Origin of the sequence: Nocardioides kongjuensis, assembly GCF_013409625.1 — a bacterium.
In the GTDB taxonomy this organism is placed as follows: domain Bacteria; phylum Actinomycetota; class Actinomycetes; order Propionibacteriales; family Nocardioidaceae; genus Nocardioides; species Nocardioides kongjuensis.
This window is the reverse complement of the sequence record NZ_JACCBF010000001.1, coordinates 5636611-5649336: the sequence shown is the minus strand read 5'-3', so window position 1 is coordinate 5649336 and position 12726 is coordinate 5636611. Positions and strand designations below refer to the sequence as shown.

The following is a 12726-nucleotide window of genomic DNA, read 5'->3' as shown; positions in this document are numbered from 1 at the left end:
TGGCTCGACCGGAAGCCCTGGTGAACCGCCGACAGCGCGACGTCCTCCGCGACGCCGCACCCCTCCACGAATGCCGCGACTGCCACCTCCCCATCCGCTTCGTACGGCTCGACACCGGCAGCGCCCTCCCCGTCAACCCCCTCACCAACCCCAAGGGCAACGTCGCCGCCCGCATCAGCGGCGGCCGGCTCGTCGGGTTCGTGATCTCCCGAGACCACCGGCCGGGACCGCTCGACTCCCTCCGGTTCATGCCCCACCACGCCACGTGCGAGGCGAAGGCACGCAGCACCAGCTCGAGCACCACCCCACCCGCCGCGGCCGACGAGCCGCTGTTCTAGAAGGAGCACCACCCACATGAGCGCATCCGTGAAGCTCGCCACCTCCATGCCAGGAGACCCCCAGACCAACGGCGTCGACGCCCTCGCCCCGATCCTCGTCCGCGAAGGGCTCGGCGAGATCGACGAGCAGCTCCGCGTCGGGATCATCTGGTTCGACACCTCGAAGGTGACCACGAACTCCGACACCGGTGACCACGTCCCCACCATCCGTGTCCGCCGGATCGAGCCCGTGGGCGTCGTCGGTGACGTGGACCCGTCCATCGTCGCGGCGGTCGAGGCTGCCGTCGAGCGGCGTACGGGCCGGAAGGCGATCCCGTTCGGGATCGTCGAGGTGTCGTCGGACGGTGCGTTCGGTGACCCGGATCAGCGGGCGATCGACGACCCGGAGGACGAGAACTGATGGGCCGCCAGATCCACCCGGACCTGCCCGAGGTCCCCGACGACCAGCCCGCGCACACCTGGGACTACCCCGCCCCGCTGGACGACCTCGCGTACGCGTTGGAGTCCGCAGGCGAGGACGGCCACACCCTGGCCGACATCGCCGAGGTCACCGACTACTCGATCAGCTACCACGGCGCCCCGTGGACGCCGGGTGAGGACGGCGGGACCGAGCTGACGCTGATCGTGCTCGCCCGGCTCACGGACGGCCGGTGGCTCGCGATGGAGGCGTGGAACGACTACACCGGCTGGGGTTGCCAGGACGGCGTGGACGCGTACGTCGGGCCGACCCGGGAGGACGTCGTCACGAACGGGCTGACGAACGACGCCCGGTCGGCACTCGGGATCGAGACCGTCTGATGGGGGCGCTCGGCGAGGGCATCGGCCCCGACACCGACGAAGGCATCCGACTCTGCGAAGTCCTCGGCATCAACCCCAACGAGACCGCCAGCATCCGCATCACGCTGGAGGCCGGTACCGGGGCTGTCCTGGAATGGGTCGGACGACGCCACGTCCCCATGGGTCGTCTGGTCGATGCCCTCACCGACGCGCTCGACGACCACACCCCCGGTGACACCCCGGACTGGATCCCGGGCAAGGACCCGTGGGGCACACCCCCGGGCCCGTGGGACACGCCGCCGTGCTGACCCACGAGATCCGAGCCGTCATCCCCGGCCACCCGCTCACGAAAGGGTCGATGAAGTGCGTCGGCCGTCGTGGGCGGGTGGCCCACGTCCTCCTCGAATCCGACGACTCCGGCGCCAAGGCCCGGTGGCGCGCGTTCATCGCCGACAGCACCCGCCGCGGCTGGCCCGCCGGGCAGCAGGCCGTGAAGGGCCAGCCCCTCGGCGCAGACATCACCTTCACGCTCGACCGGCCGAAGTCGCACTACGGCACCGGCCGGAACGCTGGAAAGGTCAAGGCGGCGTACACCGCCGCCTTTCCAGTCGGGCACGACACCGGCGACGTCGACAAGCTGCTCCGGTTGGTGCTGGACGCGCTGCAGGACGGCGACGTGATTCCGGACGACTGCGCGGTCGTGGACACGCTCGCGCGGAAGCGGTACGTCGACGCGACGTCGGCGGAGCCGGATGTCCTCGGCCATCCGGGTGTGGTGATCCGCCTCTACCCGATCGAGGTCCCGGCGCCGTGAACCCCGAGCCGAGGCGCGCGACCCGCCGCCACGAGAAGGCCGCAGCGGCCCGACGTCGCCGAGAGTCCCGCCGCGGCAAGGCCACCTGCGGGCCGACCGGGAAGACCCGGTTCCCCGACGTCGGCGCCGCGTTCTCCGCCGCGCTCCGGCTCTCACACACGCTCGGCCGCCCGATCCGCGCGTACCCCTGCCCCGACTGCGCTGGCTGGCACCTGACCCGCCGCCGCACACCCCCGAAGGACACACCATGACCACGTCGTACGACGCCCTCGACGACTTCGCAGGCCCCGGCGGCTGGGACCTCGGCGCCGCCCTACTCGGCCTCGACACCCTCGGCATCGAATGGGACCAGGCCGCCTGCGACACCGCCACCGCCGCCGGATTCGCCCGCGAACGCGCCGACGTCTCCACCCACGACGCCCGCCCCTGGCGCGGCAAGATCCCGCTCTACATCAGCTCGCCGCCCTGCACGCTGTTCTCCACCGCCGGCAAGGGAACCGGCCGCGCCGCGCTCGGCGTCCTCGCGGACGGCATCCGCCGCATGTTCGCGGGCGACGACTGCCGCGCCGAGGTCCGCGAGGAGATCTACCGCGAGCACACGCTGCCCGCCCGGACGGAGGAGAACGAAGCCCGGAAGCCCGAGAAGCGGTGGAGCCCGGAGAAGGTCGAGAAGGCCGCCCGGGACGACGCGTTCATCGCTGCGCTGGTGTTGGAGCCCGCCCGCCGGATCCTCGACCTCGACCCCGAGCGGGTCGCGATGGAGCAGGTCCCCGCCGTGCTGCCGCTGTGGGAGGTCTACGGCTACGAGATGCGTCAGCGCGGCTGGTCGGTGTGGACCGGCGTGGTGAACGCGGCCGACTACGGCGTGCCCCAGACCCGGAAGCGCGCCATCTACATGGCGTCCCGCGTCTCGATCGTCGCGCCGCCGACACCGACGCACGCCGAGCACCCCGAGGACGGGGACCTGTTCGGCGGCGGCCGCGCGAAGTGGGTCAGCATGGCCGCCGCGCTCGGGATCGGATTCGAGGACGAGCCCGCCGCGACCATCAGCAGCGGCGGCGGGAAGACCGGAGGCGCTGAGCCCTTCGCCAACGCGGGCTACCGGAAGCGGCTGGCGGCGGCGATCGACCGGCGCACCAACAGCAAGGGCCCGGGAGGCACGGTGGTCCCCACCGCGCTGGGCTCGATCGAGCGCCCGGCGCCGACGCTGACCTCCAAGGCCGGCGAGCAGTGGGTGCTGCGGATGGGGAACCAGCAGAACGCCGCCGTCCGGGCGCTGGCGGAGCCAGCGCCCACCATGGCGTTCGGGAACAACTCCTCGTCCATGGAGTGGATCCGCACCCGGCCGGCCACCACGATCGTCGGATCGTTCGGCGCAGACACCGTCAGCCCGCCCGGCTACCGGCTCGACGTGTCCCGCCAGAACGCCGAAGGCGGCGTCAAGATCACCGTCGCCGAAGGCGGCGTCTTGCAGTCCTTCCCGTGGGACTACCCCTGGCAGGGCCCGCGCACCAAGCAGTTCGAGCAGGTCGGGAACGCAGTCCCCCCGCTCCTCGCCGCGCACATCCTCGCCGCGCTCACCGGCCGCACGCTGGCGGTTGCAGCGTGAGCGGGGTCCGGACCGGGACGCGGCTCCAGCAGCTCCACGCGCTCCGCCACCGCGTCACCGTCGAGCTCGAGTACGCCGCACGCCAAGGCACCCCCACCGCCCGGCTCCGCGCGCTGCTCGCCGCCACCGAAGCCGAGATCCAGGCCGAGACTCCCCCACCCGTCGCGACGCGCACGGCGACCGAGCAGGACCCGCGGCGCCGACCCCCGCTGCCCGTCGACCTCCGGCTCGCCCAGCTAGGCGTCACCACCGCCACCGTGCGGGCGTGGGCCGTCGAGCAGGGGCTGGTCGAACCCGGGCGCCGTGGCCGTGTCCCCCTCGCTGTCGTCGACGCGTACGCCGCCCACCAGCGCACCCTCGCGCACTACAACCAGAAGGCAGGAACACCATGAAGGCCCTCACCGTGCAGCAGCCGTGGGCGTGGGCGATCGTCCACGGCGGCAAGACCATCGAGAACCGCACCCAGGCGTGGAAGTACCGCGGCCCTCTCGCAATCCACGCCGGCGCCCGGCTCAGTCAGCGTGGCTGCGACGTCGTGCCCGAGATCCTGGCCGAGACCCGAGGGTGTCAGGTCGGCGACTACCTCGGCGAGGAGCTGACGTACGGCGCGATCATCGGCGTTGCCCGGCTCGTCGACGTCCACCTTGCAGAGTCCGCGATCGACGCCGAATGGGGCAGCTCCGTCATCCGGTCCGTGGTGTGCTGCGACTCCCCGTGGGCCGAGCAGTCGTACATCGAGCACGGCGGCCGCGGTCGACGCGACGTCGTCCACCTCGTGCTCGAGGACCCCCGACCTATCGACCCGATCCCCTGCAAGGGGCGGCTAGGCCTCTGGACCCCCGACCAGGACGTCCTCGACCAGCTCCGCGAGGAGGCCTGAACCGTGACGCTCAGCGGGTTCAAGGCCCAGAACCACCCCCAGCAGACCACCCGCCGCGGCGTCGACGCCGACGTGGACGACCGAGCCACCCACCCGATCGACTTCGCCCGCATCGACGAGACACACGGCCCGTTCACGGTCGACGTCGCTGCCGCCGCGCACAACACGAAGTGCGGGCGGTTCTGGACCGGCGAACGCGTCTGGTGCAACCCCCCGTACTCCGACATCGGCCCGTGGGTCCGGAAGGCGTGGGAATGCTGGGCGTCGACGTCCGGCATCACGATGCTCCTACCGGCCAACCGCACCGAGCAGTCCTGGTGGCAGCAGATGGTCGAGCCGTTCCGCGACCGCCCCGGATCCCCGCTCCGCACCGAGTTCCAACGAGGCCGGTGGCGGTTCCTGAAGCCCGGGGACACGGCGATCGAGCCGAACAGCCGGCCACCGTTCGGCGTGGTGCTGCTGACCTGGACACCGCCGCTCCAGTGGACGCCGGGGTACGTCGCCGGTGGCTTGTTCGACGACCAACTGGAGCACGCCGATGCATGACGACCCCATCGCCGCTGCACTCTCCGACGCCCCCTGCGACGGCGGCGAGTGGTGCGTCTGCGCCGTCCGATGGGCGATCCAGCTCCTGCGCGACGCCGGGCTCGTCGACATCGAGTGGGCTGTCGTCGACCGCGGCCAGACCATCCACCTCGAAGGCGCCACCTGCCCCGCCGACGTCATGGCCCTCACCCACGGCCACGGCACCCACGGCCCGGTCGGCATCGCCCGCCGCACCGTCATCCGCACCCAGTGGGAGGAGATCCGGTGAGCCGCGCACCGAAGACCTTCCGCAGCCGCTACAGCGACGCGATCTGGGCCCCCAACGCCCTCCGCCCCAACGAGAAACTCGTCGCCCTCACCTACATCCGCTACGCCGGCGCCAAAGACCCCAGAACCGGCGAGATCGCCGACGACGACGTGTCGTGGGTTGACTCCGTCACCCTCGCCGAGCACACCGGCATCCGATCCCGCGACACCCTCCACCGCGCCCTGAAGGCCCTCGTCGAGGCCGGATGGATGGTCCAGATCGAGGCCGCCCGCCAGTACCGCTCGCCCCGCTACCGGCTCACCATCCCGGACCGTCCAGACGTCCGATTCACGTACACCTGCGACGCCGATACCGGGTAACCCAGACGTGCGAGAACCGGACACCTGACGGCCCTCCCAGATGTCCGAAATTCGGACCACTGGCCCCTGTGGATAGAGCCCCAGATGTCCGATTCTTCGGATCCAGATGTCCGATTCCTAGGCATCCAGACGTCCGGGAATCGGACAGGAACTAGAGACAGACCCCTAACAGACCCGTGACCAACCCCGGGTTGAGAGCACCAAGTACAGACCGCGCACGAGCACACCGACCAGGAGCACCGATGACCCACCACCAGCCGCCCATCCCCGACCTCACCCCGACCAGCATCACCGGCACCATCCAAGTGCAGGCCTGCCCCGACCACCCCGACACCGAACCCACCATGCCCGCCGCCACCTGCACCACCTGCGGCCGCCAGCTCCACGTCACCATCGCCAGCACCACGCCCTGCGGCGACACCGGCCCCGGAAGCGACTTCGGCTATCCGCCGCTCGAACCCTGCCGACTGCCCGCCGGACACGAGGGCGAGCACCGCGCCTGATGACCCGCCGCTCCTGGTCCGGCCGCACCATCACCCGCATCACCGCCTACCTCCGACGCCGAGACGGCAACACCTGCTGGCTCTGCCACCACCCCGTCGCCCAAGACTCAGGCTCCATCGACCACATCCACCCCGTCAGCACACACCCCGACCTCGAACACACCCCCACCAACTGGAAGCTGGCGCACCTCACCCGAGCCGGCACCGAACAGGGCTGCGACCACCCCGGCTGCACCTGCCCCGGCAACAAAGGCCGCAAGGCCCAGCCCTGGACCGCACCACCCAGCAGGAGCTGGTAACCGATGAGAGGATCACGACCATGGACACCCCCGGCCGGACCATCGACCCCTGCCCCGTGTGCCACCAACCCACAGACCTCGGCATCACCATCGACAGCCAAGGCCGCGCCTACGCCCAGCCCTGCGGCCACCCCGTCGCAGCCACCATCTACAGCGACCACGTCAAGCTCGAACCCCGCAGCGCTTGACACCAGCGCCCCGAGCACACTCACCCGAGGGCCGTTTTGGCTCACGCGCCAGCGACGACGCGGCGGCACTCGCGCCCGATCTCTCTCTCCTCGGCGGCTGGCGACGCGCCGCTGGCGTGCGCTCCACTTTTTCGGTCCCTACCGTGGTGGGTGTGGGTGGAGCCGCGGAGTCGTCGACCGGGCCGGGCTCGGCTCCTCGTGCGATCGGCGCGGGGCGGCCGGGGCCGGTCCGGTCGGCGTTGCGGAAGGCGCTGCAGGAGGCGCGGGACGCGCAGCGGATGACGACGGAGCACGAGGTGCGGGCGCTGGTGGCCGATCGGCAGGCGGCGATCGTGGACGAGGCGGCGCGGCGTGGCGACGAGCGGGTGCTGCTGACGGCGTCGGACAAGCTGCTCGAGCTGCTGGACACGCTGCCGGTGCGGACGACGGACGCGCCGGGGGGAGGTGGCGCCGATGACGGCGGAGCTGCTGGAGCAGCGCTCCTCGTCCTTCGTGGTTCCCCCACGTTGGGCGACACCGCGGACGCCTGAGCGGCCGTCGTACGGGCCCATCGTGGCGAAGGCGTCGGCGCTGGTGGGTCGGCCGTTCATGCCGCATCAGCGGGAGATCGTGGACGTGTTCCTCGAGGTCCAGTCGGAGGAGGCTGGGGATCCGGAGCCGGGCGAGTGGGCGTACGACGACGGCACGGGGACGCTGGAGCGGCGCGCGGGGAAGACCGCGATCCAGTCGCCGCTGGTCACGCACCGCGCCGAGCTGATCGACCGGGCTCGGATGTTCATGGCCGCGCACAAGGGCGACATCACGCGCCGGCGGTGGCTGGACATCACCGAGGACATCCTGTCGTCCCCGCTGCGGGATCAGGTGACGCGGAAGGTGTCGATCTCGCACGAGGAGCTCCGTTGGAAGCGGAACAACTCCACGCTGATCCCGTTCGCGGCCAACGAGGACGCGATGCACTCGGAGACGCCGCACCTGGTGCTGATCGACGAGCTGTGGGCGTTCAGCGAGGAGCAGAAGCGGGTCGTTGAGGCCGGGTACGTGCCGGCGTTCGCGACGTCGTCGGGGCAGGCGCTGAAGATGTCCACGCAGGGCACCGAGCGGTCGTACTGGCTGAACGCGGAGACGAAGGCCGGCCGCCGCGCGGTCGAGCGGGGTGTGCGGCTCGGGAAGTTCTACTACGAGCACTCGCTGCCGGACCGGGTCGGCGGGGTCCTGCTGAAGGACCTGGACGACGACGCGCTGGTCCAGGCGTGCATCGAGAACCACCCGGCGGTGTGCCACCGGCCGGGCTGCCCGGGGCCGCGGCAGGGTCGGCCGTGCGCGCACGGGTTCACGGTGCGGCCGGCGGCGATCCGGTCGGCGTGGTCGACCATGACGCAGGGCGACCCGGCGCTCGGCCGGCTGGAGTTCCTGCGGGCGTACGGGAACCGGTCGGCGGCGGACCTGTCCGGGGCGTGGCTGGCGATCGACGAAGCGGTGTGGACGCGGCAGCACGACACCGTGGGGATCCCGGAGGGTGCGCCGGTCGCGCTCGGGGTGTGGGTCGACGAGGACGGCCAGGATGCTGCGTTGTCGGCGGCGTTCCGGGGCCCGGACGGGCCGATGCGCGTGGAGATCCCGCAGACGCCCGTGACGCAGGGCGATGGGGCGTCGAGGCTGGAGCCGACCGTCCGTGAGGGGCTGCGGTGGATCGCGGGCGTGGTACGGCACATCGCGGCGACCAGCACGGTCCGGACGGTCGCGGTCGCGAACACGAAGGCCGCCCGCGACGTCGCGGACGAGCTGGACGCCGTCGACGGGCTGCACGTGACGCGGGTGTCTCAGGCGGATCTGCCGGCGGCGTGCTCGCGGCACCGTACGGCGCTCGAGGACGGGTCGTGGTTCCACCGGGTGTCGGTGGAGGCGACGGAGGCGGCGAAGGCCGCGGACTGGCAGCGGCACCAGTGGGCGCGGCCGGGTGAGTCGATCAGCGCGCTGGGTGCGCAGACGTTGGCCGGCTGGGGCTTCGACCATGCCCCGGAGCCGGAGGAGACCTACGGAAGGTTCGTGATCGGATGACCATCACCGAGTTCCTGCTGGCGCGGATCGCCGAGGACGAAGCAGGCAGCATCGGCACTCACTGGAGCCGCCGTGCCCGTGCCGAGTGCGAGGCCAAGCGGTCGATCCTCGAGGAGATCGAGGCCCGCCGCTCGATGATCCCCAAGCACGTCGTCGGCGACGGCGACGAGCACGACGAGGTCATCGTCGAGTGGGCAGAGTCGACGGTCCTGGCCTCGCTCGCCGCGGTGTACGCCGACCACCAGGACTACCGCGAGGAGTGGGCCCGATGAGCCGATGGAGCCGCCGCCGAGACGACCAGATCCAGCGGGCGCTGGCGTCGTACGCCGAGGCCCGCGCCGAGCAGCGCGCCGTGGGCGGGACCGCGCTGTACCCGGCGCTCATGGACCCGAAGACCCTGACCCGGCAGGTCTGGGACGCGTCCACCGCCCGCCGGATCCCCGGCGTCGGCCGGGCACTCGACCTGATCTGCGGGCTCGGGTCGCAGATGCAGCTCGACCGGTACGCCGGGATCATGCCGCTGTCCCGGCCCCGGTTCCTCGAGCAGCCCGACCCGGACCTCGACCTCGCGACCTTCACCGCCGTGCAGTGGGAGGACTGGCTCCTCCACGGCAACGCCGCGCACCTGGTGACCGCCCGGTACTCCGGTGGCCCGTTCGCCGGCTGGCCGGCCGCCGCGAAGTGGTTCCCCGCGCAGCAGTGGCACACCACCGTCGAGCGCGGCCGCCAGCAGTGGTGGCTGAACGGGACCAAGGTCAACCCCGACGACGTCGTGCACGTCCAGAACGGCGCCAACCCGATGACCCCGTGGATCGGGATGGGCATCGTCGAGCGCTACCTCGGCACCTTGGACCGGATCGCGCTGCAGGAGGAGCGGGAACGGCAGGACACCGCCGGCGGGCAGGTCCCCTCGGTCGCGGTCATCACCCCGCAGAAGGACCCCGACGAGGACGACCTCGACGAGGCCGCCGACAAGTGGGAGAAGAAGTTCCGCGGCCCGGGCCGGCGCCCGGCGATCCTCCCCAACGGCACGCAGGTGATCCCGCTCGGCTGGTCGCCAAACGACGCGCAGGCCACCGAGGCACGGAAGCTCGGCCTGCAGGACACCGCGAACATGTTCAACCTGGACGGCTACTGGCTCGGCGCGCCGTCGAGCTCGCACACGTACAAGAGCCCGGGGCCGCTGTTCCTGACGCTGGTGCGTACGACGCTGGGGCGGATCATCACGCCGTTCGAGCAGCGCTGGTCGGAGCACTGGCTGCCGCGTGGGTCGGTGGTGCGGTTCGACCGTGAGGCGATACAGGCCGACGACCTCGGGTCGCTGGTGAACACGCTGACGACCGCGACCGGGAACAAGCCGCTGATGACGCAGGACGAGGCCCGCACCCGGCTGCGGCTCGCGCCGGTAGGCGGCGCGGCGGCTGAGCTCACGGCGCCGGCTCCCGCCGCTCCCCCGCCGCCAGCGAAGGACCCCAACGACGACGCCCAGGACCAGACTGACCCGGAGGAGAACGACTGATGTCCGCACTGATGACCGAGCTGGTGGCGCCGGAGTCGCGCCTGTTCACGCAGCTGGAGTTCCGCGAGACCGACACCACCGAGGATCTGTCGTGGATCGAGGGGCTCGCCGTGCCGTACGGCATCGCGACCAACGTCGGTTGGTACGAGGAGGAGATGGTCGCCGGGGTGTTCGCCAAGAGCATCCGCGAGGCCGCGTCGTCCCTACCGCTGCTGCTGTTCCACGACGGCCGCACGTTCCCGATCGGCGCGGCGGAGTCCTGGACCGAGCGCAGCAACGGGCTGCTCGGCCGGTGGCGGGTCGACACGAAGGACGAGCTTGCGCAGCAGGCCGCGCGCAAGGCCCGCGACGGCTTCCTGCCCGGGCTGTCGGTCGGCTTCCAGCCGATCCGCACTGAGCGGATCGACCGCTCTGACCAGCCGTTCCTGATGAGGCGCATCGAGGCGCGCCTGCTCGAGGTCTCGCTCGTGTCGACGCCGGCCTACAAGGACGCCACGGTGAAGCTCGTGCGCTCTGCGGACGGGGCTGGCGGAGGCGAGCAGCGGCCGGTCGCGCGCCCCCGCGCCGAGGAGTGGCGCCGCACGCTGGAGCAGCTGCGCTCCGGCACCTGATCTACCCCGCCAGGAACCCGGGATCGGCTCCGGGGAGGACCCCGTCACGACGCGTGGCGGGGTCCTCGCGATTTCTGAGCGGTCAACCCCGACACGCCGCTGACCTGCGGAAACGGTGGGGCGGTTTGACGATTCTCGTCCGCTGCGGAGACTCGTCATGAACAGGCCGCGCCGCTGATCGCGCCGGACCCGCGCCGGACCCCCACCTCGTGGGAGGCACCACCCGGGACCACCCGTGAGGCACCCGACCGAACCTCATCCGTTCGTTCGAGTACCCCGGAGGGTCCCGATGTCCAACGCAGTCCTCACTCGGCTCCACGCGGAGCGCACCCGCTGCATCGAGTTCATCGACAACCTGCTGGCGCAGGTCGAGTCCGAGAGCCGCGACCTGGTCGACGCCGAGCAGTCGAACCTGACCGCGCAGCGTGAGCGGATCGCGCAGCTCGACGAGCAGATCGCGCCGCTCGAGGAGTTTGAGCAGCTCCGCGGCGCTCACCAGGAGACCGCGTCCCGGTACACCCCGACCGCTCCCCCGGCACCGGGCGAGGAGCGCGGCGGCGCGGGCAACCTCGGCGGCGGCGCGCGGGCCACCGACCGCGAGTACAAGTACCGCAGCGCGGGCGAGTTCCTGGCCGACGCGTACAAGGCCAGCCCGAAGGCGCAGCGCGCCGGCCAGCAGCTCGACCGCGGGTCGATCGATGCCGCGGCCGCTCGCCTCCGCTCCCACGGCCTGACCGTCGAGGGTGGCGCCCTGGTCCGCGCGGCAGCCCCGCACAACACGACCACCGAGGTCCCCGGCCTGCTGCCGGTCACGATCGTCGGCGAGATCATGAGCGACGTCGACGCCGCTCGGCCGTTCATCAGCTCCATCGGCGCCCGCGACCTCGGCGGCATCCCCGGCCTGTCGTTCGAGCGCCCGACCATCACGCAGCACGTGCAGGTCGGCAAGCAGGCCGCGGAGAAGACCGAGGTCGCCAACCGGCAGTTCAAGGTCGACGGCGTGCCCTTCACGAAGGACACCTACGGCGGCTGGGCGAACGTCTCCCGCCAGTCCATCGACTGGACGTCGCCGGGCGTCTGGGACGCGCTGATGACCGACTTCATCGAGCAGTACGGCCTCGAGACCGAGAACGCCGCGGCCGACGCGTTCGCGACCGCGGTCACCCAGAAGCAGGAGCTCACCACGGCGCTCGCCGGCGAGCCGACCCTGCAGGAGATCCTGAAGGCGCTGTACGGCGCCGCGCGGAAGTCCTACCAGGGCTCGGGCCGGATGCCCAACATGATCTGGGCGTCCCTCGACTGGTGGGAGACCCTCGGCGTCATCATCGACGCCCTGAAGGCGAGCACGGCGGGCAACGGCGGCGGCGACTCCGACGTCCAGTCGTTCGCCGGCAACCTGCTCCGCACCCCGCGGATCATCGTGCCGAGCTTCCCGGCCGGGACCCTGATCGTCGGCGTGAAGTCCCGCACCGAGGTGTACGAGGACCGGTTCGGCTTCCTCTCGGTCGTCGAGCCGAAGGTCTTCGGTGTCGAGCTCGCGTACGGCGGCTACATGGCCTCCGGCACGGTGAAGCCCTCGGCGTTCACCAAGATCGTCAACGAGGCGTGATCTCGATGAGCGCGGAGAAGCTGATCGAGCAGGCCGACGCGTACATCGCGTCGGTGAACGTCGACGAGCTGCACGTCGACGTGCAGTCCCTGGCCGCGACCTACGAGGCCCGCAAGGCCGAGGAGGACGTCCGCGGTCAGGTGGCGTTCGCGCGGGCGATCGTGCGCCGGGCCCGGGCGGCCGGCTACGAGCCGGGCGTGAAGGCGCTGGGCGACATGACCGCGGCCGAGCTGAAGGACGAGCTCGAGCGCCGCAACGAGGGCCGCGACGAGGCCGACCTGATCGTCCCCACGGGGAAGAACAAGCCGGACCTCCTCGCCGCGCTCGAGGCCGACGACGCGGAGTAGC

The 12726-nt window shown here is 71.6% G+C and carries 22 protein-coding genes; all 22 read left to right on the top strand.

All coding sequences use genetic code 11. The features are described 5' to 3' along the window. Positions 1–20 precede the first annotated feature (20 nt). The 22 genes from BJ958_RS27135 (at position 21) to BJ958_RS27030 (ending at position 12725) form a co-directional block, all read left to right on the top strand. The gene (locus tag BJ958_RS27135; RefSeq protein ID WP_179729859.1) at positions 21–338 is read left to right on the top strand and encodes a hypothetical protein; all 318 of its coding nucleotides are present in this window, start codon (positions 21–23) and stop codon (positions 336–338) included. Between the two features lie 16 nt (positions 339–354). Continuing rightward, positions 355–738 carry a hypothetical protein gene (locus tag BJ958_RS27130; protein WP_179729858.1) on the top strand — a complete coding sequence of 128 codons (384 nt, stop codon included), beginning with the start codon at positions 355–357 and terminating at the stop codon, positions 736–738. Continuing rightward, entirely contained in the window at positions 738–1136 is a 399-nt protein-coding gene (locus BJ958_RS27125) for a hypothetical protein (RefSeq protein ID WP_179729857.1), read from the top strand. Before BJ958_RS27130 ends, BJ958_RS27125 begins: the two co-directional genes overlap by 1 nt. Continuing rightward, on the top strand, positions 1136–1423 hold the full coding sequence (locus tag BJ958_RS27120; RefSeq protein ID WP_179729856.1) for a hypothetical protein: 288 nt from the start codon (positions 1136–1138) through the stop codon (positions 1421–1423). Before BJ958_RS27125 ends, BJ958_RS27120 begins: the two co-directional genes overlap by 1 nt. Beyond that, positions 1402–1929: a RusA family crossover junction endodeoxyribonuclease gene (locus tag BJ958_RS27115; protein ID WP_179729855.1), complete on the top strand. Its 528-nt coding sequence runs from the start codon at positions 1402–1404 to the stop codon at positions 1927–1929. The genes BJ958_RS27120 and BJ958_RS27115 overlap by 22 nt, the downstream gene beginning before the upstream one ends. Then, the gene (locus BJ958_RS27110; RefSeq protein WP_179729854.1) at positions 1926–2180 is read left to right on the top strand and encodes a hypothetical protein; all 255 of its coding nucleotides are present in this window, start codon (positions 1926–1928) and stop codon (positions 2178–2180) included. Before BJ958_RS27115 ends, BJ958_RS27110 begins: the two co-directional genes overlap by 4 nt. Then, a complete protein-coding gene (locus BJ958_RS27105; protein ID WP_179729853.1) occupies positions 2177–3538 on the top strand; it encodes a DNA cytosine methyltransferase in 1362 nt (453 codons plus the stop codon). The genes BJ958_RS27110 and BJ958_RS27105 overlap by 4 nt, the downstream gene beginning before the upstream one ends. Beyond that, positions 3535–3930: an Lsr2 family DNA-binding protein gene (locus BJ958_RS27100; protein ID WP_179729852.1), complete on the top strand. Its 396-nt coding sequence runs from the start codon at positions 3535–3537 to the stop codon at positions 3928–3930. The genes BJ958_RS27105 and BJ958_RS27100 overlap by 4 nt, the downstream gene beginning before the upstream one ends. Next, positions 3927–4418 carry an ASCH domain-containing protein gene (locus BJ958_RS27095; protein ID WP_179729851.1) on the top strand — a complete coding sequence of 164 codons (492 nt, stop codon included), beginning with the start codon at positions 3927–3929 and terminating at the stop codon, positions 4416–4418. Before BJ958_RS27100 ends, BJ958_RS27095 begins: the two co-directional genes overlap by 4 nt. Positions 4419–4421: 3 nt before the next feature. Beyond that, the gene (locus tag BJ958_RS27090) at positions 4422–4964 is read left to right on the top strand and encodes a DNA N-6-adenine-methyltransferase (RefSeq protein ID WP_179729850.1); all 543 of its coding nucleotides are present in this window, start codon (positions 4422–4424) and stop codon (positions 4962–4964) included. Then, positions 4957–5232 carry a hypothetical protein gene (locus BJ958_RS27085; RefSeq protein ID WP_179729849.1) on the top strand — a complete coding sequence of 92 codons (276 nt, stop codon included), beginning with the start codon at positions 4957–4959 and terminating at the stop codon, positions 5230–5232. The genes BJ958_RS27090 and BJ958_RS27085 overlap by 8 nt, the downstream gene beginning before the upstream one ends. Then, entirely contained in the window at positions 5229–5591 is a 363-nt protein-coding gene (locus tag BJ958_RS27080; protein ID WP_179729848.1) for a helix-turn-helix domain-containing protein, read from the top strand. The genes BJ958_RS27085 and BJ958_RS27080 overlap by 4 nt, the downstream gene beginning before the upstream one ends. Before the next feature lie 242 nt (positions 5592–5833). After that, positions 5834–6094: a hypothetical protein gene (locus BJ958_RS27075; RefSeq protein WP_179729847.1), complete on the top strand. Its 261-nt coding sequence runs from the start codon at positions 5834–5836 to the stop codon at positions 6092–6094. Then, the gene (locus tag BJ958_RS27070; protein WP_179729846.1) at positions 6094–6393 is read left to right on the top strand and encodes an HNH endonuclease; all 300 of its coding nucleotides are present in this window, start codon (positions 6094–6096) and stop codon (positions 6391–6393) included. Before BJ958_RS27075 ends, BJ958_RS27070 begins: the two co-directional genes overlap by 1 nt. Positions 6394–6413: 20 nt before the next feature. After that, positions 6414–6581: a hypothetical protein gene (locus BJ958_RS27065; protein WP_179729845.1), complete on the top strand. Its 168-nt coding sequence runs from the start codon at positions 6414–6416 to the stop codon at positions 6579–6581. 152 nt (positions 6582–6733) lie between these two features. Next, on the top strand, positions 6734–7111 hold the full coding sequence (locus BJ958_RS27060) for a hypothetical protein (protein ID WP_179729844.1): 378 nt from the start codon (positions 6734–6736) through the stop codon (positions 7109–7111). Continuing rightward, positions 7035–8639 (top strand): hypothetical protein, encoded by a 1605-nt coding sequence (locus BJ958_RS27055; RefSeq protein WP_179729843.1) that lies wholly within the window; start codon positions 7035–7037, stop codon positions 8637–8639. Before BJ958_RS27060 ends, BJ958_RS27055 begins: the two co-directional genes overlap by 77 nt. Beyond that, positions 8636–8911: a DUF6221 family protein gene (locus tag BJ958_RS27050; RefSeq protein WP_179729842.1), complete on the top strand. Its 276-nt coding sequence runs from the start codon at positions 8636–8638 to the stop codon at positions 8909–8911. The genes BJ958_RS27055 and BJ958_RS27050 overlap by 4 nt, the downstream gene beginning before the upstream one ends. Further along, the gene (locus BJ958_RS27045) at positions 8908–10158 is read left to right on the top strand and encodes a phage portal protein (RefSeq protein WP_179729841.1); all 1251 of its coding nucleotides are present in this window, start codon (positions 8908–8910) and stop codon (positions 10156–10158) included. Before BJ958_RS27050 ends, BJ958_RS27045 begins: the two co-directional genes overlap by 4 nt. Continuing rightward, positions 10158–10769: an HK97 family phage prohead protease gene (locus BJ958_RS27040; protein ID WP_179729840.1), complete on the top strand. Its 612-nt coding sequence runs from the start codon at positions 10158–10160 to the stop codon at positions 10767–10769. The genes BJ958_RS27045 and BJ958_RS27040 overlap by 1 nt, the downstream gene beginning before the upstream one ends. A gap of 289 nt (positions 10770–11058) precedes the next feature. Next, positions 11059–12378, top strand: a complete 1320-nt coding sequence (locus BJ958_RS27035) for a phage major capsid protein (RefSeq protein WP_179729839.1) — start codon at positions 11059–11061, stop codon at positions 12376–12378. A gap of 5 nt (positions 12379–12383) precedes the next feature. After that, positions 12384–12725 (top strand): hypothetical protein, encoded by a 342-nt coding sequence (locus BJ958_RS27030; protein WP_179729838.1) that lies wholly within the window; start codon positions 12384–12386, stop codon positions 12723–12725. Position 12726 lies beyond the last annotated feature (1 nt).